Here is a 25,369-nt window from a genome sequence, read left to right as displayed (position 1 = left end):
CGCGCGCAGTGTATGCCAATACATGAGCACTCTCGACGCGCTATTTCTTGAACGGGAGCAAAGAGACAAGCTATTTTCACCCGTTTCTTCATTTGTTTTTAAGTCAGTTTAATTGAGGTCAAGGAGGCAACGCGGAACGTAGAAGTCTACTTGAGCATTGCTGACACCGAGATCAGTTAAACTGACGACAAAACAAAGAATAAACTAGCCCATACGGTAGTTTGGTGCTTCCTTTGTAATTTGCACATCATGCACATGAGACTCGCCCATGCCTGCTGATGTTACGCGTACAAATACAGGTTTGGTGTTTAATTCTGGAATTGAACCACAGCCTGTTAGACCCATTGCTGAACGTATGCCACCTAATTGTTGGTGGATTATGTTTTCGATTGGGCCTTTGTATGCAACACGTCCTTCAATACCTTCTGGTACTAATTTTTCTTTGTTGTCTGATTTTTGGAAGTAGCGATCTGATGAACCATGAGACTGGTTCATTGCGCCTAAGCTTCCCATGCCGCGGTATGATTTGTAGTAACGGCCTTGGTATAACTCAACTTCGCCTGGTGCTTCTTCTGTACCAGCTAACATTGAACCAACCATAACGCAGCTTGCGCCTGCGACTAGAGCTTTTGAAATGTCACCTGAGAAACGGATACCACCGTCTGCGATTACTGGGATATCTTTGCCTGCAACAGCTTCAACTGCATCTGAAATGGCAGTAATTTGTGGAACACCACAGCCAGTAACGATACGTGTTGTACAAATTGAACCTGGGCCAATTCCTACTTTAACTGCGTCAACGCCAGCTTCTACTAAAGCTAATGCGCCTGAAGCAGTTGCTACGTTACCACCTACGATATCTAAATCTGGGTATGCGGCTCTTGTTTTAGCAACACGGTCTAGTACACCTTGAGAGTGACCATGAGATGTGTCAATTAATAAAACATCTACACCTGCTGCTACTAAAGCTTCAATACGTTCATCTGTACCTGCGCCAACGCCTACCGCTGCTCCTACACGTAATCTTCCTAAAGAATCTTTACATGCATTTGGTTTACTGTCTGCTTTTTGGAAGTCTTTTACTGTGATCATGCCTTTAAGTTTAAATTCATCATCTACAACTAAGATTTTTTCGATGCGGTTTTCGTGCATAAGCTTGAAAACAACTTCGTTTGCTTCACCTTCTTTCACTGTGATCAGACGCTCTTTTGGTGTCATGATACTAGTTACGTTGGTTTTTAAATTCGCTTCAAAACGGAGATCTCGGCCAGTTACAATACCTTGTAAATTATTGTCTTTATCTACAACTGGGAAACCTGAGAAGCCATGCTCGTCAGCCATAGCCATTACTTCGCCAACATTAATGGCAGTAGAAACAGTAACAGGGTCAGAAACAACACCAGCTTCGAATTTTTTTACACGACGCACTTCGTTAGCTTGAGCTTCAATAGACATATTCTTATGAATAAAACCTAATCCACCTTCTTGCGCAAGGGCGATTGCTAAACGGCTTTCTGTAACTGTGTCCATTGCTGAGGACACCATAGGGATATTTAATTCGATGTTACGAGTTAAACGAGTTTTTAGATTGGCTTCGTGAGGAAGAATCGTAGAATGTCCTGGAACAAGTAGGACATCATCAAATGTTAGAGCTTCTTTAGCTATGCGCAACATGGAAATTTTACCTTAACTTAATATTTGGAAGGAGGTGATTACGTTGCGGCGGGATTTTAGTCTAAAAAGCACGCTAGGTAAATGAAATTTGTAAAAATCAGCGAAATAATGTTAAGTATTTTTTAAATCGCCAAATACCTATTATTTTACCGTCCAATATTTATTGAATATATGTAACAAACGATGCACAACTGATACAACAATCGATTGAATAACTGACTTTCAATTACACTCTTGTTAGACTCCAACCATCCAACCTAAAATTGAAATGTAAATTAGTGCAAACTCTTAATAACGCCCAACAGCAACATATATATCAAGTCTCGGAGCTTAATCAAAAAGCCCGTATGTTATTGGAAGGTGAGTTTGTAAATATTTGGATTTCGGGTGAAATTTCAAACTTAGTTAAAGCATCTAGCGGCCATTGGTATTTTTCGTTAAAAGATAAACGTGCACAAATTAAAAGTGCCATGTTTAAAGGTAACAATCGTTCAGTACGCGCCGTGGTTGAAAATGGCACACAAGTATTAGTTCGCGGGCGAGTTAGTCTGTATGAACCAAGAGGCGATTTTCAGTTTATTGCCGAGGTGATGGAACCTGCTGGCGAAGGATTATTAAAACAACAATTTGAACAACTTAAACAGCAATTGGCGCAAATGGGCTTATTTGACCAAGACGTTAAACGCCCTATTCCTGTTTCACCAAAACGTGTTGGTATTGTCACCTCCCCAACGGGCGCTGCAGTACACGATATTTTAACCGTATTAAAACGCCGTTCACCACAAACTGAAGTCATTATTTATCCAACTATGGTGCAAGGTGAGCAAGCGGCACAAAATATTATTTGGGCCATTAACGCAGCCAATCATAGAAACGAAGTTGACGTATTAATTGTTGGTCGCGGTGGTGGTTCATTAGAAGACATGTGGTGTTTTAATGACGAAGCACTCGCTCACACTATTTATAATTCAGCTTTGCCAATTATCAGTGCCGTTGGTCATGAAGTTGATGTGTCTATTTCTGACTTTGTTGCCGACTTACGCGCACCAACCCCTTCTGCCGCAGCCGAAATAGTTTCAACGGATAATTCAGAACTGGTTAATAAAACCACGCAACTGTATTCACGTTTATTGATGGCTTATACCAATATCCATAAAAATCGAAAAGCACAGTTTGGCCAGCTGAATAAAACCTTAAGTCTGTTGCATCCGAGTCATAAAATTAGATTGGCCCAGCAACAAACGGACGAACTAAATTTAAAGCTAAACAGCTTAATAAAACAAACCATGGCGCAAAAGCAACAACGCTCATCCATTGGCAAAGAAATGCTGTTAGCTAATACGCCAAAACATCAATTGCAGTTAGCCAAAAATAAACAAGCACAACTAACTCACGACTTACACACTAGCTTTAATAGTTATTTTGCCAAAACTCAGCAACGTTTTGCCAGTAACATAGAGAAGTTACAGATTGTCAGTCCATTAGCGACTTTACAACGCGGTTACGCGATTGCCACATCTGATACTGGCAAGGTTATAACCAATACAACGCAAGTGAATATTGACGATAAGTTAACCATAAAAGTGGCCGATGGCGACATTGCGGTCAAAGTTGTAGAGTCAGGACAATAAAGTAAGCGTTATTAAATAATATGACTAGCATGGTAAAACTGGGTAAGCGCCTACAAACAATAGAGAAGTTAGTAATTACCAACTATGACCATATTTGGGACTGTTGCTGTGATCATGGTTTATTGGGGGCTGCATTACTAAATAAACAACCATCTAGTGTTATTCATTTTGTTGATATAGTCCCAGAATTAATGAGTGAGTTGCACCTTAAGCTAAAGCAGTTTTATCCGCAGGAAAGTTCAAGGTCGCAACCACTAACCAACTCAGATAATAAAATACGATGGCAAACACACTGCATAGACGTAAATACCCTGCCCTTAGCATCTTATAACAGCACAAACCAAGCCAAACACTTAGTGATCATTGCCGGCGTTGGTGGTGACTTAATGTGTGAATTTGTTAGTAATATTTGTAAAACACACGCCAGTCTAGATATCGACTTTTTGTTATGTCCTGTTCATCATCAATACACTTTACGCCAACAGTTAATCAATCTGGACTTTCGTTTAGAACAAGACGTTTTAGTAGAAGAGAACAAGCGCTTTTATGAGGTGCTGTTAGTAAAAGCCAACCTCAATGCAAAAACGGATATTAAAGCTAATATAAAAGCGGTCACACTAACCGGCAACGATTTTTGGCAAACAGCAAGTGAACAAGAATATAAAACCGCAAAACAGTATTTAGCCAAAACCTTACAGCATTATAAACGCATGCAATTAGGTGGACGTTTAGATGTGGCGGATGTAATTTCTGCTTACGAGGCCGTCACGGTTAGTTAATCATGACTATTACACTAGATTTATCATCAACTCTAGTTAAATATAGATGGGCCGACTTGGTTAAAATCGGAATAAACCTTGTTGGTTCTGTTCCGTCCTAATACACACTATTGTTCACTTAATCTGGTATTAAGTTTCAGGAGTAATATATGACATGGAATACAAGCAATAACTCAAAGGCGTCTGAATTGGAAAATAAACCGAACCCAGATTCTGTAGCTAAAGCCCAGTCAATTCCGTCATTATCTGGCGATGTCCTATTGGTAGAAGATAATAAAGTGAATCAGCATTTGTTCACCTTTAATATCGAAAAAACAGGCGCTAAAGTCGATTTAGCCGAAAATGGCCAAGAAGGTTTACAAAAAGCGTTGTCTAATCATTATGATTTAATCTTGATGGATATTGAAATGCCATTGATGGATGGCAAAGAAGTGATGAGCTCACTGGTGCAACTTGGTATTAATACCCCCGTCTATGCACTAACAGCCAATAATATGCCCTCGGATATTGCAGAATATTCAGTTATCGGCTTTCGTGGAACCTTAAGTAAACCCGTAGAGCTAACTATCCTCTATCAAATACTCGGCCAACATCTAACCAATTGTAACGATAAAGTGCATAATACCGCGCAAAGGGATAAAATATTAGTTCAAGACCCAAAGATCAGAGCGATGTTTTACACTGACTTAGCCAAACAGCATTCTGAAATCACTGAATATATACAAGAACTTAACTATTCAGAATTAATAAAAGTGATACATGTTATCAATGGTTTAGCAGGAAATTTTGGCTATGATGAGTTAACTGACTTAGCAGCAGAATCGTTGCGATTTCTTAGAAATAAGCAATACCAACAAGCAATTCAACATTGTAGTAGCCTCAATCAGAAAGTAGCGGAAGTATTAAATGAGTATAACGATTAACATATTATTAGTTGATGATGTTGAATACAGTAGAGAGTTGTTACGCGGGGCTTTGTTAACATGCGTGCATGATCATAAAAAAGATCTTGAAGCTAACTTCTTTCATTCTTCTACAGGCGAAGATATCACTGACACGATTAAATATAATGATATTGATTTGGTTTATTTAGACATTGAATTGCCCCACACCAGTGGGCTTAAAGTGTTAAAAGAAATTCGTGAAACGTATCCTAATCTCATGGTCGTTATGGTTTCAGGTGAAAGCTCGATAGGCAATGTAACGACGTCAATAAGAGATGGTGCTAACGGTTTTATTGTAAAACCTTTTAACTCTGGCCGTATTTTAGAAACGGTAGAAAACTACCTAAAAAGATTATCAAAACAGAAAAGCTAAAGGTTAGTTTTTCGCGTTTTAACATTTCCCCTACACTTCCAGTAAGCACAACGGTTCTTCATTTTAAAAAAGACGATCAAAAAAGGGCTGTAAAAACAGCCCCTTCTTTTATTCATTAGCGGTTAGCTAAGTATTAACCAAATATTTTACGCATTAACGTAATAACTTGGTCAATATTTTTACCTAACTTAACTTCACTGATCAATGCATTACGTTTGTTTTGCATGTAAGCAGGCATGTCATCGCTAGCAAGACGTTTATCAACAATCATCTCAGCCGTTTCTTTAGTACGTTTTGTACGAGTTGCGCCTGATGCTTTTCTTGTTGAGATTGGCTTATCGCGTAATCTAACGTAGTTTGATTGACCTGCTAATTCAGGCCCAGCAAATAAGTATAGATCCATTAAGATGGCTCGATTACGCCAGATTTTTTGTTCCATTTCGTCTTCTGGTTGGGTTTTACGCCACCAAGCAAACGATCTTACTGCTGTCACTAGTTCATTCCAGTAACCGTCGAAACTAAAGTTATTAAACTTAGTGATCGACAAACCTTGGCAAACAACATCAACTTTAGCGTTTGTAAGCGCTACAAATTGATCTGGACGACGCATTGCCAATAAACGACTTGCTGGTGCAACACCCGCTTTTTCGCCCGCAGGTTTGTTTTCAGTGTACGTAGTGAACAATTCTGTGTAAGCAGTAACAAATGCTTGATAATGATCGTGTGTCACTTCACCTTCTAGAGGGATGTGAGCTAACGCTTTATCTAATTCATGTGCTTTAGTTTGTAGTATCGCATGGAAAACTTTAGCGCCTTTAGTAGAGCCAAACCATTCACAATCGAAATCGTAAATGTTGAAGTCATGCTGATTAGTATGTTTACCAGCAAACGCTAATAAATCTAATTCTGTCATTTGGGCTAATGGAGTAGAACGAATGCTGTCGATATGATCTAACAATCTAAATCTTTCGTCTAAAGCCTGAACTGTGCTTTGCGCTTGGATAAAATCAGAGTAAATAACCCAAGGAGATATTTTAACCATTTTTAATTTAGCAAGGCTGATTGCTTTTTCTAGCAAGTCTTGCATTTTTTTAAGTGGCACAAACTGAGGAGGATCCATCAAATCTTGATTTAAGTCCTCATTCGTGATTCTTAGTAGTTCAGTACTCCAGTTTAAAAAATTCTCAGGATGATCAACCACTTTGACTGCCATAAGATTTAAACTTAATTCAGTCGCATATTGTAAAATGCTTTGATAAATGGTGTTTTCTGCATCTGACAATGCCATTTTTACAGGGGAAGCTAACAGTTTTCTCATTGAAAATTTATACTCAGTACTTTAACCAATCAGTATAATCGGTATGACTAAAAGGCCGCCTATCATACGTAAAATATAGGAATTTTTCTAGTAGTAATATGAGAAACCTGCGTATCTCCATAATAAATATACATTTTAAGCTATTAATGTTTATAAATTCTCTTATAAATTGGATCAAAAAAGGTCACAAATGTGACCTTTTTAATAAAACCAATTAACTTATTAGATTAAGTCGCAGGCTTATATGCCACTAACTTATCCAATAACATGTAATTAACTGGCACCAATATTAGTGTGATGAAGGTGGCAAACAAGATACCAAAGCCCAATGAAACACCCATAGGTATTAAAAATTGTGCTTGTGTTGACTCTTCAAACAACAAAGGCAATAAACCGATAAAGGTAGTTAAACTTGTTAACATTACCGGCCTAAACCTAGCGGCACCTGCTGTTGATACAGCATCAAGCAAGGCCATACCTTCACTGCGTTTTTTGTTAATGTAATCTACCAATACCAAGGAGTCATTAACCACAACACCAACTAGGGCCAGCATACCTAGGATACTCATGATGGTTAAGTCCATTCCCATTATCCAGTGCCCAACAACGGCTCCTAGAATACCAAAAGGAATAACACTCATAACCGCAACAGGCTGCCAATATGACTTAAATGGTATGGCTAATAGACAATAGATTGCAAAGAAGACTAATAATAATCCCCATTGTAACGAACCGAAAGATTCTCTTTGTTCCTTAGCTTCCCCTTCCAATGAATGACTCACCCCAGGGTATTTAGCCACTAAGTCATCTAAATACACTTTTAAGTCAGCATTTAATGCCGTCATATTAGTATCAGTTTTATCTATATCTGCAGTGACATTTAATACGCGGTATCTGTCTATTCGACTAATTGTCGACGGACTTTGCCCAGGTATTAATTGTGCAACATGCGACAGCGGAACTTGGCCGCCTGACGGTGTGGTAATTAAGATATGCTCTAAATTAGAAATGGCTTCTCTCTCTTCAAGTGGCAAACGCACTAATACACGTACATCATCACGACCACGTTGGATGCGTTGTACCTCTGAGCCATAGTAAGCAGTTCTAATCTGCTGAGTGATGCTATTACGCGTTAAACCTAGGGCTTCACCTTGTTTAGTTAGTTCAATTTGCAACTCTTGTTTACCATTTGACATGCTATCGGCAATATCAAACACTGTTGGATAAGTAGCAAGTCGTTCTTTTACTTTCTCTGCAACTTCTTGCAAAGTTTTGATGGAGGTTGCAGATAACTGTACATCAATCGGATCAGAAGAACGACCAATCTCAGCTCTAAAGGTAATAGTTTCAGCTCCTGGAATCGTGCCGATTAACCCGCGCCACTCTGTTAATAACTGACTTGACGTAATGGTTGATTCACGTTGCTCTGGGGGAATAATTTCAAAGCGTACAAGACCTTGATGCGTTGTTCCGCCACGACCACCTGTAATGGCTAATGTATTTAACACAATCGATTGACCATCTTCATCTACGTACTTTTCTTGTAACTCGGTTGCAGCGCCAGATATTTTTCTAATAAATTTATCTGTTACTTCAAATGGCGTTCCAGTTGGCATAGACAAGTTCATAGAAATGGTTTCGCTTGGAATACGAGGGAAGAATACAAACTTAGTCCAGCCTGACATGATTAAACTAACCACTAAAATAAAAGCACCAACAAACATTGAGATTGTTGTCCCTTTATTACTCAAAGCTTTTTTGAGTACAGGTTGATAATATTTAATGATTGAACGCTCAAAGCCATCTGCGAAATTACGTTGGAATTTAGCAAAACCGGTAAGCTCTGACTCATGACGATATTTGATGTATTTTAAATGCGCAGGTAAAACAAATTTTGATTCTATTAATGAGAATATTAATACCGGAATGATCACCACAGGTAATTGAGCAAACAACGCCCCTCGGTTACCTTCAATAAAGGCTAACGGTAAAAAGGCAACCACAGTTGTTAACACACCAAATGTTACAGGTGTTGCGACTTCCTGTGTTCCTTTTATCGCGGCTTCTTCACTCGACTTACTATGCCGCATGTGAGTGTAAACATTTTCACCGGTGACGATGGCATCATCCACCACAATCCCTAGCACCAGAATAAAGCCGAACAAACTCATGATATTAAGCGTGATGCCGAAAAACGGCATAACGATAAACGCGCCCATAAAGGAAATTGGGATACCAATAAATACCCAAAACGCAATTGCAGGACGTAAGAACAAGGTCAATAACAAGAGCACAAGAATACCACCTTGTATCGCACTTGATGTTAATGTCGATAAACGGTTTTTAACCACCTGCGAATTGTCATCCCAGTAACTTAATTCATAACCTTGTGGTAAATTATTTTGCTGTTCAACAATGTATTCTTTTACTTTATCCGCAACGTCAATCGCACTTTGTTGACCTATACGGTAAACATCAATAAATACCGCTTGTTTACCATTAAAGCGGGTACGGATTGGGTATTCTTCAAAACCGTCATTAATTGTTGCTACATCTTCTAGATGAATAATAGAGCCGTCGCTATTGTTTTTAACCACAATACTAGCGAATTCATCTTTGTGATAAGCCTGACCTTTAGAGCGTAGTAAAATGTCACCGCCTGAGCTGCGTAAATTACCCGCTGAAATGTCTAATGAGCTGTTACCTACCGACTGTGATACTTCACTTAATGTTAAGTCGTATTGACGCAGTTTATCTTGGTCAACGGATATTGTGATCTCGTAGTTACGAACACCGGTTAATTCTAATTGAGTAATGCCAGGTATACGTAACATATCATCACGAATAAGCTCAGCGTATTCGCGAATTTCAGCTTCACTATAATCACCAGCTATGGTCACAGTTAACACTTCTCTAATACGCTGATTCAATCCAACTACTGGATTTTCAGCATCGGCTGGAAAGGTATTAATCGCGTCAACTCGACTTTTAATGTCGGCCAACATATCGCGAGGTTCATAACCAGATTCTATCTCAATACTAATTGAAGCACTGCCCTCAGAAGAGCGACTTGTAATGCGCTCAATACCTTCCAAGTCCTGTACCGCCTCTTCTACACGAATAGAAACACCTTGCTCAACATCTTCTGGTGTTGCGCCGCGTAAACTCACTTTAACCGATACAACATCGGACTCAAATGACGGGAATACTTCAAGCGGAATACGATTAGTTAAGGAAAATATTCCGGCCAGTAAAATGGTTATCAGCAGTAAATTTGCTGCAACGTGATTTTTGGTAAACCAAGCAATCATGATCAGTCTCCACTAGACGTACGTTGTTTGCGTTTGGCTTGCATTTGCTCAAACATTTTCTCTGCTGAAACACCCTCTTCTTCAGCCATTTTTTTTATTTCATCTTGCCTATCTTGCGGTAAGTCACTCAAGCTACGAGATTTTTTTCTCATAGCACCTGGACCTTCAGCCATTTTCTTTTCTGGCTCAGCACCCGCGATAGAAACACGAGTACCTGAACTCACTTGGCCTAACGATGTCGTTACCAACTGTTCATTTTCTGTTAAGCCAGATTTGATAATAGCGTCGGTTTCATTTTTCCATAACAAGGTTACTTCACGGCGTTTTAATACACCTTCTTCTACGATGTAAACGTAGTTACCTTGGTATATTGATTTATTTGGGATCACCAAAACGTCTGACAACAATTTACCTGAAACTTGAGCACTCACGTATTGACCAATTTTAATGGCAGAGTCGTTGGCTTTGGTTAATGCATAAGGGTCTTCAATTTGTGCCACAACATAAAGTTGCTGTGAATCGCTATCAATTGCACCTTCGGTTCTTACTAAACTACCTTGCCATTTATGTTTATTGCTCATTTCTGATTCAAACATAACTAGAGCGGGTTCTTTGTCTATTTTTTTATTACGATATTCTTCAGGTAAGTCAATCAACTCTAAATCTTGATTTTTAAGAGGCAAACGAACTTCAACATAATCAACTGCATAAATATCCGCTAATTCACTGTTAGCTGAAATCACTTGACCTACATCTACATTTTTATTTAAAACACGACCGGCGTATGGCGCAACGATTTTGGTGCGTTCTAAAGTCAATTTAGCTTTATCTAGCTGAGCTTCCGCTGATAACAATTGAGCCTTAGCAGCCTCTAATTGCGGCACTCTTAATACTAATGAGTTTGGTTGCCCTTTTTTACCCAAACGCTGCCAATCTGTTAACGCTTGATCTGAACGAGCTTGCTCTTCTGCTAATACTTGTTTTGCTTCCAATAAGCTCGCTTGTGCAATTTTCACATCAGCTTGATGATCACGGTCATCTAATTTTAGTAAAACTTCGCCCTTTTCAAAAAAGCCACCATCACGAAAATCATCACTTATATAATTAATTTGCCCTGATGCTTGTGCTACTAAAACACTTTCTGTTCTAGGTCTAATTCTGCCAAAACTACTTAACTTTATTTGATATAACTGCGGCTCTAAATTTTGTACTTCAACTGTCATTTGAGGTGCTTTTGAAGCCCTTTGACGTTGAGCTTTTGGTGGATTGGAGAAAATGAATATCGCCAAGAGAATCGTACCACCTAAAATAGTTGCAGGAATCCCGTATTTTTTAAATTTTGAAATTGATTGAGACATAATTACTTCACGTCCTTAGGTAAGATTGAACTGAAATCACCACCAAGGGCGATAAATAATTGTAGGCGAATGTTTAGCATTTCGTATTTAAGTTGAATCACTGAGCTTTGAGCTGTAAAAGCACGATTTTGTGCATCCAACACTGTGGTATAGCTCACTAGTCCTTTTAAATACTGTTCAAATGACACTTCTTCTGCAAGTTGTGCATTTTCGGCTGCGTCTATATTTGCTTGATAGCTTAGTTTTAAATTGTCAGTTTCCGTTAAGCTGTTTTCAATTGTTGAAAATGCAGTGTAAAGAGTTTCTAAATAAGCTTGTTCTGCTTGTTTGGTACTTAATCGTGCACTTTCTTCATTTGCAGCTAACCGCCCAGCATTGAAGATAGGTGCCGTTAAACTTCCAACCAATGACCAACCTAAATCTGAAGACAATAAATCAGACAACTCTGTACTAGAGGTTCCTGCGCTTGCCGTTAAGCTTAAACTTGGGAATCGTTGTTTATGGGCATATGCTAATCCCGCATCTTTAGCGAGTAACAAATTCCACATGTATTGTAGTTCTGGATTATTTGCCACTATCTCAGATGGAATACCAACGGCAACAGCCTGGCTTAATTCAGGTATGTCAGAAACATCCGTTTGTAATGCAGCACTTGGATATTGCCCAAGTAGCAATTCTAGGTCACGAATATTTGACTGTAATCTTGTCTTCTGCGTTGCAACGGTTGAGCGTTCGCTTGCTACATCGTTACGTGCTAGGTATACATCTAACGAGGTATTCAAACCACTGTTATAACCAGCTTCAATAATCGCTAAGTTTTGCTCTATGCTTTTTAGACTTTCTTTAGCCAAAGTTAATTGCTGATTTTGCTCTATAACTTGATACCAACCTAAAATCACATCCGAAATCAGTTCTCTTTTTTGTTGTTCGTATTGAGCCAATAACGCAGCGTAATTTAAATTAATCTGACGTTCCGACGCGCTCAATTTACCCCAAATATCAAATTCGTATTTTAGTGATAGCGATAAATCGTTACTCGTCGTTGAGACACCATAATCGCGTTTAGAGGTTGATAAGTTAAGATCTAACGATGGCCATAATGTTGCGCCACTAACAATCACATTCTGCTCTGCAATTTCCACAGCCAATCTCTGCTGCTTTAAGCTTCTGTTATTGATTAATGCTAACTCAATATTGCGCTGTAATTCAGGCGTCATTAACTTAACTAACCATTGACCGTTATTTTCTGAATTAACTTTTTCAGTTAATACATTTTTGTCCGACCAATTTTCAGGAGTTGGTAGAGAATCCATTTTGATTTCAATTGCTGAGTTTGTTGTGCAACCTGCAACAATAAAACTACTGGCTAATATGAAACTTAGATATGACTTTTTTTGAAACAACATTTATCCAAATCCAAATAATTTAAGGTTTTTAAAACGATAATCGGCAAAACAATCAAGATTCATACCGACATTTTTATTCTTATATTTCAATGCGTTAAAACAGGCTAAATATCAAATCTTTACTTTAACATTTACTTATCCCGATATGGGGATATACATATCCTCAAATAAGGAACTTTATTAATTAACGCTATAACTTTACCTTATTCTACCTAGCTAATTAACATGCACAAATACACTTGCGCTCAACAACCGATAATGAACGAGCAATCTATTTTAAGCGTAATGTATATTTTGTGATCAGTAACTTAATGGACAGAATTATTATCGAGATACTTGAAACTCGAAAGCCGCAAATAAAAAAGCCTACTTCAAAGAAGTAGGCTTTTTTTAATTAAGATAAGAGGATTATTTTAATATGTAATCAAATTCTTATATCTCTAGCTTAGAATTTATAGCTAGCACCAAACGTTATACGACGGTCAGTGATACCTTCAGCACATTGCATAGCACCTTCATTAACGCAAGATTGGATAATGTCAGCTTCAGTTAAGTTAATAGCTTCAATACCAAGATTTAACTTCTCATTCACATCATAGCTAATACTTGCATTAAGTTGGCCACGGTCGTGTGTTACAACAGGGAAACCTAATGTTGAGTTTAACGATGCTCCAGCAGCTGTATCTTCAGTGCGGTATGCTTCACGCCATGTGTAACGTACTCTTGCAGAAATATCATGTTTTTCATAGTAGAACGTTAAGTTATAAGCGTTCTCAGAGAAATCTAATAATCCTTGATTTGATGTATATTCTACAAATTGAGAATCATCATAAACATTATTGATAGCATTAAAGATATCTGTACCACGAGAAGCCGAAGTGTAAACCGTTGAACCACCAGAGAACTCTTGAACTGTATAGTTAGCTTGAACACCAAAACCAGAAGCCCAACCTAAATCACTTTCAAAGCTTGAAAGGTCGTATTGAAATGCCATTTCAATACCAGTTTGAGTCAGAGTTGCAGTGTCATTTATTGTAGTATTAGCATCAACACATAGACCAACTGTACTTGCATCACCAAACGAATTTGGAATAACCGCTGGGTTATAAGTACCGCCATCAGCACACGCTAAATCGAAATAACGCATTCCATCTGAATCTACAGGTGCAGAATCTAAAATAGAGCTAAATATATTGGTACGTTCTTTTTCAAAGTAACCAATACTAACAACAGCAGCTTCAGTGAAATACCATTCTGTTGCAATATCAAATGAAGTTACTTCTTCTGGCTCTAGGTTTGGATTACCAAAATCTACAGCTGAATTTTCGTTTTGACTATATGAAACTGACGTATTTAAGTTACCAAAATCAGGACGACGAATGTCTTGTCCCCAACTCATACGAACAATCACATCATCAGCAACATCAGCAACAATGTTTATACGAGGTAATGTGTAACTGTAATCACCTTCATTATTTACTTTCGATACGACACCATTGATTTCAGTATTACCAATAGAGGTAATATCTGTCATTACATGACGTACACCTACATTACCGCGTATCATTTCATATTCAAAGTTCGCTTGAGCATATAAAGCGGTTGTAGACTCTTCCACTTCAAAACCAGCTGTACTTCCAGGTTCTGTATTTAAAAAGTCTAGATCGATATATTCACCAGTTTCATCATCAATAAAGTCACTAACACCATCAGCTTCCATATTCGCACGATGAGTTGTCATAGCAGCTTGCAGCGTATCGATAACTGATTGAGGATTATTATAGGCAAGATCCGGATTAACAATGAGGAAGTCACGGAATGCAAGTGCACGTCCATCCGCTTCTCCAAAGTTACTTGGACCTGCGACTAAAATATCGGCAAATAAACTGCCATTAGGGCTATCAACCATTTTACTGAAGCCACCAATTCTATCTGATACTGAAATAGATTCATGTTTTACAGTATTATAACGAATACCAGCATCAACCGTGGTGATAATGCTGTCATCTATATAGTAAGTTGTATCAATACGGAATGCAGTATCTGAGTTTTCTGTGCTGCCATTGCTAAAGTCAACTTGATCAAGTACAACATTATTAACATTCGTCAGTTGTGCAGCTGTAGGTGCATAAACAGAATCTGAATTAATACCAAATGACAACATGTCACCGGTTAAGTCATAAGCAAATGGTACTGCATTATCATTACTTGTATCCGCAGTGATATCACCGTTACCATCAAGTGCATCTAGTGCAATGTTAGGGTTGATGTAATTTAATTGAGTATCAAGTTTTGGCGTTCTAGTTTCCGAACTTGCATGTGATATTTCAGCGCTTACAAATAGATTATTAGTTGCTTGCCATTCGCCACCAAATCTAAACATTTTACTTTCTGAAATACGGGCGCCTGTATCACTGTTAAAACGTAAATTTGGATCATCGTCATCTACAGATAAATCAGGCTCAATAACACCAGTTTGCGCAGCTTGAATACTACCTAAATTCACACCATCAAGAGAACCAAAGTTAAGAGTTTCAAATGATGTTGGCACACTATAGTCAACTAAACTACTAACACCAGATCCTTGCACACGTGTGCTTTCTTGACGTACTTCTTGGTCAGTCAAAACTGCATCAAAGAAAAACTTCATGTCATCATTAGGTGCATACTCAAATGAAGCTGAAAAGTTTTTGGTTTCATACTCAAAATTTTCTAATTCTTGATTTAAAAATTGAACGCCAATAAAATCAAAATCTTGGCCTGCAGCAGGGTTTGATTGGAGTACAGGTATATCATCTGTATCTTCATCGTCGTCGTGATCATCAAGTCTATATATATTTGCGCTACTATTTTCGACTAACGCACCGTCGCGGTCAACACGAGGTCGAAAAGAGGTCGCTTCTTGTTTAGTGATACTACCACTAATTACAACACCAAATTTACCACCATTATCCAATTCCCAGTTATCGCCGTAGGCGCCTGAAATTCTTGGCATAATACCGTCTTCAGTTAAACTACTATCTTCACCCTGTACGCGTATAGAACCTAACATTTCAGTTAATGCAAGAGGACGAATAGTACGTAAATTTACAGTACCACCGACTGATCCTTCTGTTGTTTTAGCATCTGAAGCTTTAGTTACTTCAACGCCTGCAATAATCGCAGCAGAAAGATCTTCAAATTTCATTCCCGAGCGGCCATCACCTGTGCCTACCGTTTGCATACCGTTAATTTGTACGATATTAGAGTTACTACCACGGATTTGCACACCAGTACCGATTCCGGCTGTTCTAGTGATTTGAATACCGGTAATATTTTCAAGTACTTCTGCAAGGTTTTGGTCTGGTAACTTACCAATATCTTCAGATGCAATTACTTCAATTAGATTATTCGCAGCCTTTTTTTCCAGCATAGCGCTTGCAAGCGAACTTCTTATGCCTGTAACCTCGATAACTTCGACGTTTGTATCTTCAGGCTCTGCAGCATAAGTTGGTGTTGCCAGTAAAAGTGCAGCTAATGAAGATGCGTATATATTACGGTTTAATTTGTTCTGCATACTAAGTGCAGACATTATTTTATTAAGTTTCATGTTGTATAACCCTGTTGATTGATTCTACTTATCGAGGCATCTATCTTTGGCATAGCCAAAGTACAACTAGACACATACCTTTTATTCACTCACTTAATATTTTGGTATTACCAAAATGTGGTAAATGAATAACCAAACTCGAATTTATTATTCTTTATTTTTTTAATTTGGTTAACCATTTATAATACAATTAACATCCCAATTCAAACCACAAATAGGCTTAAGTTATAAATGTTTTTGTTAGGTTAAATTAAATACGCACTTAGATTAAAAAATAAACGAGTACATTCAATAAGTTATAACTTAATTATTTTCACCTATAGAATAAAAAATATATAAAATAAAACTATTTACACAGCATATTTTTACCAATTTGTATGACAAAAGTCACTTTATCTTGTACAAAAAAAATCAGTTTATGACTAAAGTTTGAGTCACGTTAACTACTATTAGATTGTTTTTTCTGTAATCAACTTACCAAAATGAAACTACATAAATTAAATATAGCCATTCATGGTAAAAATTCATGAAACAATTGGTCGAGTTTTTTAAATTAAGTTCGCAGAGTTATATGGGGAGGTATATGGGGAATTTAATGAAGGAGCTTTCACTGTAAAATAATAGGGTATTATTTCAACGTTAAAAATTATGAATCTACACATACAATACGATTGAGTATGGAACCGGTATTTGCTTTATTTCAATACCCGTATACGTAAAAAAACCTAGCAAAGCTAGGTTTTTATAAGTATACAAAAGAAAGAAACGTACTTACTTCACCGTTACTTTATTAAATTCATCCACTTGTTTAACTGAGCCTAAAGTCACTGGCACACGTTGATGTAATGAGCTTGGTTGTATATCTAGAATGCGCTTACCTGCGGCCGTTGCTTTACCACCTGCATTCTCTGCAAGCATAGCTAATGGGTTCGCTTCGTATAACAATCTAATTTTGCCATTTTGGTTACCAGGACGGCTATCTTCAGGGTATAAAAATAAACCACCGCGGCTGATAATACGGTGCATATCGCCAACCATAGCTGCATTCCAACGCATTGATGAACCGGCATAGTCTTCAGATGCATATAACACATCATTAAAGTATGTTTTAGTATGCTCAGACCAATAGCGGTAATTAGCTATATTTACCGCAAACTCTTTTGTCTCAACAGGTATCTCACATTCACTCTCAGTGAGTAGGTATCCACCGTGAGTTAAATCTAATGTAAAACAACGTGTTGGTCCGCCAGTTGTCATCACTAGTAAGGTTGAAGCGCCATAAAGCACATAACCAGCACAAAGCTGATCTTTACCTTGCTGAGCAAATTGTAATTCACTGTCGTCGGCAACATCGTCTCTAGCTGCATAAATAGTGAAAATAGTCCCTATCTGCCCATTAATATCGACATTAGATGAACCATCAAGTGGATCAAACGCAACAATATAAGGAGCGCCTTTATGACCGGCTACTACAAAGTCTTCTTCTTCAGATGCGATAGCACGAACAGAGTCGTCATCTAGCAGCATATCTTTGAGCAATTGATTAGATAACACATCTAGTTTTTTTTGTACTTCACCTTGGATATTTTCATCCAAAGTAGAACCTAAAACACCAGCTAAGTCGCCTTGGCTTACACGAAATGCAATCTCTTTAGATGCAGCTAAGATGGTTCTGATCAACATGATCAGCTCCAAGTTCACATTATCTTTTTTTAATACTGGTACTAATCTTTTCATCAGAAACCCTTAGCTATATCTATTTATACAATTTAATTCTGCAAAACACTGTTCAAGTCGAGTTGTCATTGATGTTTCTGCATGACGTAACCAAACACGTGGATCATAGTATTTCTTATTAGGTTTATCATCGCCATCTGGATTACCAATTTGGCCTTGTAGATAACCTTGTTTGTCATTGTAATAATTCAAAACACCTTCCCAACTCGCCCACTGGGTGTCGGTGTCAATATTCATTTTTATGACGCCATAAGTTAACGACTCAGCAATTTTTTCAGGCTCAGAGCCTGAACCACCATGAAATACAAAGTTAAGACTATTAGTTGGTAAACCAAACTTTTCAGAAACATAAGCTTGAGAGTTCTTTAAAATTTCAGGTGTTAGCACTACGTTACCTGGCTTATAAACTCCATGAACATTACCAAACGAAGCCGCAATAATAAATTTATCACTCACCTTAGAAAGCTGCTCATATGCATAGGCAACGTCTTCTGGCTGAGTGTAAAGCTCAGAGCTGTCCATGTGAGAGTTATCAACACCGTCTTCTTCGCCACCAGTACAACCTAGTTCGATTTCTAGCGTCATACCTATTTTACTCATGCGAGCTAAGTATTGTGCGCAAATCTCGATATTTTCTTCTAGTGGTTCTTCCGATAAATCTATCATATGAGAACTGTATAATGGCTTACCAGTTTCAGCATAATGTTGCTCACCAGCATCCAATAAACCATCTATCCAAGGAAGTAGGTTTTTAGCGGCATGGTCGGTATTTAAAATAACAGGAACACCATATAAACCAGCAACAGCATGAACATATTTTGCAGCCGCTATTGCTCCAGCAATTGCAGCACCTTGGCCTTCTAATCCAATGCTTTTACCTACAAAAAATGCAGCTCCACCATTTGATAACTGAATGATCACAGGCGACTTCACTTTGACAGCCGCTTCCAAAGTCGCATTTATAGAATGAGTTCCTATGACATTTACCGCTGGTAATGCATATTGATTCGCTCTTGCATGATCATATAAATGCTGAACATCATCTGCTAAAATCACCCCAGGTTTTAACATTTCAGTAAGTTTGGACATTACTTGCTTCCTCAGTTAATTGCTTCTTTACAGGCGTCTGTAATCGCTTGCCAGTTTTCATTTTCTGCCCACTCTTTAAGGCATACCCACGTACCACCAACTGCTATTACATTAGTTAATGATAAGTAATCGTTTTTATTTTTAGGAGATACACCGCCAGTTGGACAAAACTTTATGTCTTGAAAAACAGAGTTTACCGCAGATAAAAATGGTACGCCACCAGACAAAGCTGCTGGGAAAAGTTTTAATTCAGTAAAACCAAACTCTCTCGCCATCAAAATATCACCTGTATTGGAAACACCAGGTAACACAGGAACACCGCAATCCACTAAAAAGCCCAGTAGTTTTTCTGATACCGCAGGCGTGACGATAAAGTCGGAGCCGGCATCAATTGCTTGTTGTAGAATAGTTTCGTTTGTTACTGTCCCCGCGCCAACAATTAACTCTGGAACCTGCTGTTTAATTGCCGTTATAGCCTGTAATGATGCATCTGTACGCAATACTACTTCTACTAATTTTAAGCCAGCTGCAGCCATCGCCTTTGCGATATTTACACCTTGCTCTACGGAGTTAGCTTGAATAATTGGCAGTAAAGTCTGTGAGCCCATTAAACTAGAAAAAGAAGTCATTAAGTTACCTTTATATTTATTGTGAGTTATGAATCGTAAATTTATGAATACAAATTTTAATATAAAACCTCGAAGAGGATTTCCTCTTCAAGGCTGTTGTTGTTAACACTTAACAATATTAATCAGAAAACTGACGAATAATATTGTTTAACGTTTCTTTTGCGTCACCAAAAATCATGCGACAGTTTGGTTTAAAGAACAGAGGATTATCAACCCCTGCAAAACCAGACGCCATTCCACGTTTGAGGACAAATACATTTTTAGCTAAATCGGCGTTAATAACTGGCATACCGTAAATTGGACTACCTTTCATTTCACGTGCTGCAGGGTTAACTACATCGTTCGCCCCTATAACTATAGCAACGTCAAAACCTTCAATACGTGAATTGATTTCGTCCATTTCAAATAACTGCTCATAAGAAACGTCGGCTTCTGCCAGCAATACATTCATATGACCAGGCATACGCCCCGCAACAGGATGAATCGCATAGGCCACTTCAGCGCCGTTGTCTTCTAATAGACCTTGTAGCTCTTTCATTGCATGTTGTGCTTGTGCTACTGCCATACCGTAACCTGGAATAACTAAAACCGACTGAGCCGCTTCCAATACATAAAATGCATCGTCGGCAGATAAAGGTTTTACTTCCCCTTCAATTACCATCTCGCTTGTTACGACAGGTTGAAAACCTGAAGTTAACACACTCACTAACGAACGGTTCATGGCTTTACACATGATATTAGTTAAGATAATGCCACTGGCACCAACTAACGAACCTGCAACAATCAGAAGATTATTCTCTAACGCGAAACCAGCCGCACACGCAGCTAAACCTGAGTAGCTATTTAACAATGAAATAACCACTGGCATGTCCGCACCACCAATCGGGAGTACAAACATCACGCCCATTAATAGCGCCAAACCAATAACTAAATAATGCCAGGTTGTCACTTCAGGTTGCTGTATTAATAAAGTAGCGGATGCCACAATTGCCGCAATTAGCAATACGTTAACAATAGCTTGGCCTTTAAATACAACTGGGCGGCCTATCATTCGCTCACTCAATTTAGCCCAAGCAACCACACTGCCTGAAAATGTAATAGCACCAATAAGTAAAGCTAAGAAACTAACAAACAATACAAACGTCGATAAGTTAACGCCACCTGCAATTGTTGCCCAAGCAACCGCTAAACTCGCTAAACCACCAATACCATTAAACAAAGAGACAAGCTCAGGCATTGAAGTCATTTCAATTTTCTTAGCGGCATACACACCGACGGCAGAGCCTGCCAATATGCTAACTAATATCAATTCAAACGATATAATTTGTTTATCCAACAAAGTAACAACAATCGCGATTAACATAGCAAGTGCAGATAATAAATTACCTTTACGCGCTGTCGATGGGTGGCTTAATAACTTTAAACCAAAGATAAATAACGTAGCGGATATAACATAAACAAAGTTTATTAATAATGAAGTATCTATAATAGAATCAAGCATCATCCAGCCCTACTTTTTCTTGAACATAGCTAACATACGGTCAGTTACTAAGTAACCACCGACAACATTAACCGTTGCTAAAAACACCGCAATTGCACCTAACCAAGTAGACCATTGCCCATACTCACCACCCGCTAAAGCTAAAGCGCCAATTACCGTAATACCAGAAATCGCATTCGCTCCAGACATAAGTGGAGTATGCAAAGTCGCAGGTACTTTTCGGATTAACTCAAAGCCGACAAACACAGATAACATTAAGATAAATAAAAGATAAATTGCAGTCATTATGCTTGTTCCTTCTGTAAGTGATTTTTAATCATTTCATTTGAAATCAAACCTTGGTGAGTGATCACCGCGTTGGCTTGAATATCGTCTTCTAGGTCAATAACAAATTCACATTGTTTTAATTCATTTTCTGACTCTTGTTCTTGCCAAAACTCACTCACCAAATTGAATATATTATTGCCGTACATTTGAGTGGCATTTTTAGCCACATCGTTTGACCAGTTACCTGTACCTACAACCGTTACACCATTTACCACAACGGTTTCGCCAGCAACAGAACCTTCAACGTTGCCGCCATTTTCTGCTGCCATATCAACAATCACAGACCCCGGCTTCATCAATGCAACGGTATCTTTGTTAATTAATACTGGAGGTTTACGGCCAAACAATTGCGCAGTTGTGATCACTATGTCGGAATCAGCAATACATTTAGCTTGCTCTTGTTGTTGAATTTGCATTTGTTCAGGTGTTAATGCTTGCGCATAACCTTGAGCCGTTTGGCCAGTTTCACCTAAATCAATATCTAAGAATTTTGCACCCAATGAATGAACTTGCTCAGCCACAACCGCACGAGTATCAAATGCAGTAACCGCAGCGCCTAATCGTTTTGCCGTTGCAATGGCTTGTAATCCTGCAACACCAGCACCGATAACAAATACTTTGGCCGGTTTAATTGTCCCTGCGGCTGTCATCATCATAGGTAATACTGAAGGCAATTCACTAATGCCTTTCACCACCATCACATAACCAGCCAAACTAGCCTGTGAACTTAGTGCATCCATTTTCTGACAACGAGTACTTCTAGGGATCATCTCCATACTGAAACTCGTTACGTTTTGCTGACAAAGTTGCTCAACATAATCGGCGTTATTAAATGGGTCTAAAAAGCTGATCACGACTTTATTGGCGATTAAACTTAGTTCTGACAATGGTAATTTATGAATCGATAACACGATGTCAGCTTGTTTTAACAAGTCTTCACGCTTGTTAATAATTTCGGCTCCTGCCTGTTTATATTCTTCATCCGTAATATGGATACCCTCTCCAAGACCAGCTTCAATAATGACTGCTGCACCTAAGAGTTTGTATGCTTTTACATTGCTTGGTAGCAATGCACAGCGCTTTTCACCATTTAAGGTTTCTTTTGGAAAAGCTAGAGTTGGCATAATTGCTCCTCAAATTTGAGACGTAAAAATCCCCTAGCACCAAACAGCATGCGCCAGAACGAATGTTAATATTTTGGGTGATCATGGTCGTGACAACCAAATTAAAGGGCTAACTTAAGTGGTTAGCTCTACTTTATTAGTACGCTTAACGTTATTAGGTTTTTATTGATAAAAATTTCCTTATAACGTCTTGGTAAATTGATGGAATATAGACTTTTCGACAATGGCACCAGGGTGTTGAATAACAAACCCAGCTGTCTTGGCTGCTTTTGAAACAGCTTGTTCAACCGTTAAATCACTTAATCTAGCGCCTAAGTAGACACCATTAAATGAATCGCCAGCTGATGTTGTATCTATTACAGTTTTAACAGGTTCAATATTGATAAACTGCTGAGTTGGCTGGTTATCATTTTTTTCACTGCTTTGTTGTTGGATGATTAAGACGCCATTTGGCCCATCTTTAATCACTAACTCTTGAATATTATAAGGTTTACAAAAGTCAGCTACGTCTTCAAACGTGCTTAAACCGTATAACACTTCAAAATCTTCTATACCTGGTAATACATAGTCACTTGCTTGTAATGCCAGCTCGTATTGAGTTTTAGTCTCTGTGGTATCAGCCCATAAACGGGGGCGATAGTTAGGGTCGAATACAATTTCGACCCCAGCCTGTTTTAATTGTGCAATTAGCTGCCAAAAACGTTCTCTTAATTCTGGTTTAATAACGGCTAATGAAATGCCAGAGAAAACAAACATATCGCTTTGCTTTAGCTTTTCTATTATATCGTCAGTCAACAGCTCCATTGTGTAACGTGCAGCTGCATCGTTACGCCAATAGGTAAAACTGCGTTCACCAGAACTGTCGGTTTGGATTGAATATAACCCCGGAATTTTATCTTCTGAGGTTAATATTAAATCCGTACCTACGTTCTCTGCTTTTAAGTAGTCTTTCATGTTGTTGCTATAGTCATCACGACCTAATGCAGTAAACAACTGGATGTCTATATCATTAAAGCATCGGGTTAAGTAAACCGCTGCATTAAACACATCTCCGGCAAATCCTTGTTGCATTTGAACAGGTACAGTATTGCTATTACCTGTTTGTTTTAACTCAATCATGCATTCGCCAAATAAAACTACTTTTTTCACAAGGTTACTTCCTAAACTAATCGTTGTTAATTACTAAGTTACTTAGCTTTTAGTGGTTCAATTTTTGGAATAAGGATCCAAATCGCCGCAATAGCAATAACAGCTAAAGACGCGCCAATAATAAATGCAGGAGCATAGTTACCATCAGCAGTTAAAATCGGTACCAAAGCAGTTAAACCTAACGCACCAAATTTAGCGGCCATTCCAGAGAAACCAGCAAGTGTTCCTACCGCTTTCTTGCCAAATAAGTCACTTGGTAGTGTTTGAACGTTACCAATAGCCGTTTGGAAACCAAATAAGATAACAGCCATGATGATAACCGCAGCAGTTGGTCCACCAGGATTAGCCATAGCTAATAGTGCTGGTAACATTATCAAGCAACCTAATGTAATCGTTAACTTACGAGTTTTATCTGTATTCCAACCAGATTTAATTCTATTTTGTGCTAAAAGCCCACCAAACCAAGCTCCGAACATAGCGCCTACATATGGAACCCAACCGTAAATACCAATCGCTTTTACATCCATACCGTAAACTTCGTTAAGGTAAATTGGGATCCAAAATACAAATAACCACCAGATAGGGTCGATAGCTGCAGAAGCGATAATGACACCCCAGCTTTGCTTATGAGAAAGTAACTCACCCGTTGTAGGGTTATATTCTTCTTCATCAGAATCTATGTTTGCTTCAGTATTTCTTTGACCCGTTAAAATATATTCGCGTTCTTCGTCTGTTATCCAAGGATGAGACTTAGGTGGCGCTTTAACTAAAATTATCCAAGGTATTAGCCATAACAAACCAACTAGACCGATAACAACAAACACCATTTGCCAGTTAAAAAATACAGTTAAATAAGCAATTAAAGGAATTGCGACGATACCACCGATAGCGGCACCTGAATTAAAGATGCCTTGAGCTAAAGCACGTTCCTTGGTTGGAAACCAATCTGCGTTACTTTTAGCTGCACCAGGCCAATTACCGGCTTCTGCTACACCTAAGATTGCACGGAAAATACTAAAGCTTAGTACGCCCTGAGCAAGTGCATGAGCAGCGGTTGCCAACGACCAAACACCGATAGATAAAACAAAACCTAAACGAGTTCCAACCCAGTCAAATATTTTGCCAAAAATGGCTTGACCAAAGGCATAAGACAATATGAAAACAATAGAAATGTTGGCATATATTTGTTTGCGCTCTAAAGCTGATTCGTCAGGAAACAGATCTTCTACTATATCTGGCCACAATACGCTAAGCGCAGAACGGTCTATATAGTTAATAACGGTAGCTAGTGCGATTAAGGCAATAACCCACCATCTTAAATTTTTCATTTTCATTGTGTTCCCCATTGACCCATGTTTTATATTTTAGTTATTTTTATAATTGATAATTTGATTTTTATATTTTTATATTTTTTATATTTGTTGTGTTTT

At 38.3% G+C, this 25,369-nt stretch carries 18 protein-coding genes; 4 read left to right on the top strand and 14 right to left on the bottom strand.

Annotated elements, in window-relative coordinates; translation table 11 throughout:
• Positions 1-204 precede the first annotated feature (204 nt).
• On the bottom strand, positions 205-1,674 hold the full coding sequence (guaB, locus tag BTO11_RS07300; RefSeq protein ID WP_105051985.1) for an IMP dehydrogenase: 1,470 nt from the start codon (positions 1,672-1,674) through the stop codon (positions 205-207).
• Between the two features lie 278 nt (positions 1,675-1,952).
• Between guaB and xseA the strand changes: the two genes are divergently transcribed.
• The 4 genes from xseA (at position 1,953) to BTO11_RS07280 (ending at position 5,401) form a co-directional block, all read left to right on the top strand.
• Positions 1,953-3,305 (top strand): exodeoxyribonuclease VII large subunit, encoded by a 1,353-nt coding sequence (xseA, locus tag BTO11_RS07295; RefSeq protein ID WP_105051984.1) that lies wholly within the window; start codon positions 1,953-1,955, stop codon positions 3,303-3,305.
• Positions 3,306-3,325: 20 nt separating this feature from the next.
• On the top strand, positions 3,326-4,084 hold the full coding sequence (locus tag BTO11_RS07290) for a tRNA (adenine(22)-N(1))-methyltransferase (protein ID WP_105051983.1): 759 nt from the start codon (positions 3,326-3,328) through the stop codon (positions 4,082-4,084).
• Between the two features lie 149 nt (positions 4,085-4,233).
• Positions 4,234-5,007: a response regulator gene (locus tag BTO11_RS07285; protein WP_105051982.1), complete on the top strand. Its 774-nt coding sequence runs from the start codon at positions 4,234-4,236 to the stop codon at positions 5,005-5,007.
• Complete coding sequence (locus BTO11_RS07280; protein ID WP_105051981.1) at positions 4,991-5,401, top strand: response regulator; 411 nt, start codon at positions 4,991-4,993, stop codon at positions 5,399-5,401. The genes BTO11_RS07285 and BTO11_RS07280 overlap by 17 nt, the downstream gene beginning before the upstream one ends.
• Before the next feature lie 133 nt (positions 5,402-5,534).
• Here BTO11_RS07280 and BTO11_RS07275 read toward each other — a convergent pair whose 3' ends face one another.
• The 13 genes from BTO11_RS07275 to BTO11_RS07215 all read right to left on the bottom strand — a co-directional run bounded on the left by BTO11_RS07275 (position 5,535) and on the right by BTO11_RS07215 (position 25,273).
• Positions 5,535-6,719 carry a hypothetical protein gene (locus tag BTO11_RS07275; RefSeq protein WP_105051980.1) on the bottom strand — a complete coding sequence of 395 codons (1,185 nt, stop codon included), beginning with the start codon at positions 6,717-6,719 and terminating at the stop codon, positions 5,535-5,537.
• A gap of 227 nt (positions 6,720-6,946) precedes the next feature.
• Positions 6,947-10,030 carry an efflux RND transporter permease subunit gene (locus BTO11_RS07270; protein WP_105051979.1) on the bottom strand — a complete coding sequence of 1,028 codons (3,084 nt, stop codon included), beginning with the start codon at positions 10,028-10,030 and terminating at the stop codon, positions 6,947-6,949.
• Between the two features lie 2 nt (positions 10,031-10,032).
• Entirely contained in the window at positions 10,033-11,388 is a 1,356-nt protein-coding gene (locus BTO11_RS07265) for an efflux RND transporter periplasmic adaptor subunit (RefSeq protein WP_105051978.1), read from the bottom strand.
• 2 nt (positions 11,389-11,390) lie between these two features.
• Positions 11,391-12,794, bottom strand: coding sequence for a TolC family protein (locus BTO11_RS07260; RefSeq protein ID WP_105051977.1), 1,404 nt, complete (start codon positions 12,792-12,794; stop codon positions 11,391-11,393).
• A gap of 445 nt (positions 12,795-13,239) precedes the next feature.
• Positions 13,240-16,350, bottom strand: a complete 3,111-nt coding sequence (locus tag BTO11_RS07255) for a TonB-dependent receptor (protein ID WP_105053691.1) — start codon at positions 16,348-16,350, stop codon at positions 13,240-13,242.
• A gap of 804 nt (positions 16,351-17,154) precedes the next feature.
• A complete protein-coding gene (locus tag BTO11_RS07250; RefSeq protein WP_105051976.1) occupies positions 17,155-18,120 on the bottom strand; it encodes a class 1 fructose-bisphosphatase in 966 nt (321 codons plus the stop codon).
• Positions 18,121-18,129: 9 nt separating this feature from the next.
• On the bottom strand, positions 18,130-19,209 hold the full coding sequence (gene fbaA / locus BTO11_RS07245; protein ID WP_105051975.1) for a class II fructose-bisphosphate aldolase: 1,080 nt from the start codon (positions 19,207-19,209) through the stop codon (positions 18,130-18,132).
• Positions 19,210-19,220: 11 nt separating this feature from the next.
• Positions 19,221-19,838: a bifunctional 4-hydroxy-2-oxoglutarate aldolase/2-dehydro-3-deoxy-phosphogluconate aldolase gene (gene eda, locus BTO11_RS07240; protein WP_105051974.1), complete on the bottom strand. Its 618-nt coding sequence runs from the start codon at positions 19,836-19,838 to the stop codon at positions 19,221-19,223.
• A 118-nt stretch (positions 19,839-19,956) separates the two neighbouring features.
• Positions 19,957-21,339, bottom strand: coding sequence for an NAD(P)(+) transhydrogenase (Re/Si-specific) subunit beta (locus BTO11_RS07235; RefSeq protein ID WP_105053690.1), 1,383 nt, complete (start codon positions 21,337-21,339; stop codon positions 19,957-19,959).
• A 9-nt stretch (positions 21,340-21,348) separates the two neighbouring features.
• A complete protein-coding gene (locus BTO11_RS07230) occupies positions 21,349-21,624 on the bottom strand; it encodes an NAD(P) transhydrogenase subunit alpha part 2 (protein ID WP_105051973.1) in 276 nt (91 codons plus the stop codon).
• A complete protein-coding gene (locus BTO11_RS07225) occupies positions 21,624-22,790 on the bottom strand; it encodes an NAD(P) transhydrogenase subunit alpha (RefSeq protein ID WP_105051972.1) in 1,167 nt (388 codons plus the stop codon). The genes BTO11_RS07230 and BTO11_RS07225 overlap by 1 nt, the downstream gene beginning before the upstream one ends.
• 180 nt (positions 22,791-22,970) lie before the next feature.
• On the bottom strand, positions 22,971-23,939 hold the full coding sequence (locus BTO11_RS07220; protein WP_105051971.1) for a sugar kinase: 969 nt from the start codon (positions 23,937-23,939) through the stop codon (positions 22,971-22,973).
• Positions 23,940-23,977: 38 nt separating this feature from the next.
• The gene (locus BTO11_RS07215; protein ID WP_105051970.1) at positions 23,978-25,273 is read right to left on the bottom strand and encodes an MFS transporter; all 1,296 of its coding nucleotides are present in this window, start codon (positions 25,271-25,273) and stop codon (positions 23,978-23,980) included.
• Between the last annotated feature and the right edge of the window lie 96 nt (positions 25,274-25,369).

The sequence above is a fragment of the Psychrosphaera saromensis genome, from assembly GCF_002954545.1.
GTDB lineage: Bacteria > Pseudomonadota > Gammaproteobacteria > Enterobacterales > Alteromonadaceae > Psychrosphaera > Psychrosphaera saromensis.
The sequence above is the reverse complement of the archived record's forward strand: the minus strand, read 5'-3'. Positions and strand labels throughout refer to the sequence as shown.

Bases quoted from the DNA above. Each gene is read 5' to 3' on its own strand.
- BTO11_RS07260 (WP_105051977.1), bottom strand. From the start codon at position 12,794: ATGTTGTTTCAAAAAAAGTCATATCTAAGTTTCATATTAGCCAGTAGT.
- BTO11_RS07270 (WP_105051979.1), bottom strand. From the start codon at position 10,030: ATGATTGCTTGGTTTACCAAAAATCACGTTGCAGCAAATTTACTGCTG.
- BTO11_RS07290 (WP_105051983.1), top strand. From the start codon at position 3,326: ATGACTAGCATGGTAAAACTGGGTAAGCGCCTACAAACAATAGAGAAG.
- guaB (WP_105051985.1), bottom strand. From the start codon at position 1,674: ATGTTGCGCATAGCTAAAGAAGCTCTAACATTTGATGATGTCCTACTT.
- BTO11_RS07250 (WP_105051976.1), bottom strand. From the start codon at position 18,120: ATGAAAAGATTAGTACCAGTATTAAAAAAAGATAATGTGAACTTGGAG.
- BTO11_RS07225 (WP_105051972.1), bottom strand. From the start codon at position 22,790: ATGCCAACTCTAGCTTTTCCAAAAGAAACCTTAAATGGTGAAAAGCGC.
- BTO11_RS07235 (WP_105053690.1), bottom strand. From the start codon at position 21,339: ATGCTTGATTCTATTATAGATACTTCATTATTAATAAACTTTGTTTAT.
- BTO11_RS07215 (WP_105051970.1), bottom strand. From the start codon at position 25,273: ATGAAAATGAAAAATTTAAGATGGTGGGTTATTGCCTTAATCGCACTA.
- BTO11_RS07255 (WP_105053691.1), bottom strand. From the start codon at position 16,350: ATGCAGAACAAATTAAACCGTAATATATACGCATCTTCATTAGCTGCA.
- BTO11_RS07275 (WP_105051980.1), bottom strand. From the start codon at position 6,719: ATGAGAAAACTGTTAGCTTCCCCTGTAAAAATGGCATTGTCAGATGCA.
- fbaA (WP_105051975.1), bottom strand. From the start codon at position 19,209: ATGTCCAAACTTACTGAAATGTTAAAACCTGGGGTGATTTTAGCAGAT.
- BTO11_RS07280 (WP_105051981.1), top strand. From the start codon at position 4,991: ATGAGTATAACGATTAACATATTATTAGTTGATGATGTTGAATACAGT.
- BTO11_RS07230 (WP_105051973.1), bottom strand. From the start codon at position 21,624: ATGACTGCAATTTATCTTTTATTTATCTTAATGTTATCTGTGTTTGTC.
- eda (WP_105051974.1), bottom strand. From the start codon at position 19,838: ATGACTTCTTTTTCTAGTTTAATGGGCTCACAGACTTTACTGCCAATT.
- BTO11_RS07285 (WP_105051982.1), top strand. From the start codon at position 4,234: ATGACATGGAATACAAGCAATAACTCAAAGGCGTCTGAATTGGAAAAT.
- BTO11_RS07265 (WP_105051978.1), bottom strand. From the start codon at position 11,388: ATGTCTCAATCAATTTCAAAATTTAAAAAATACGGGATTCCTGCAACT.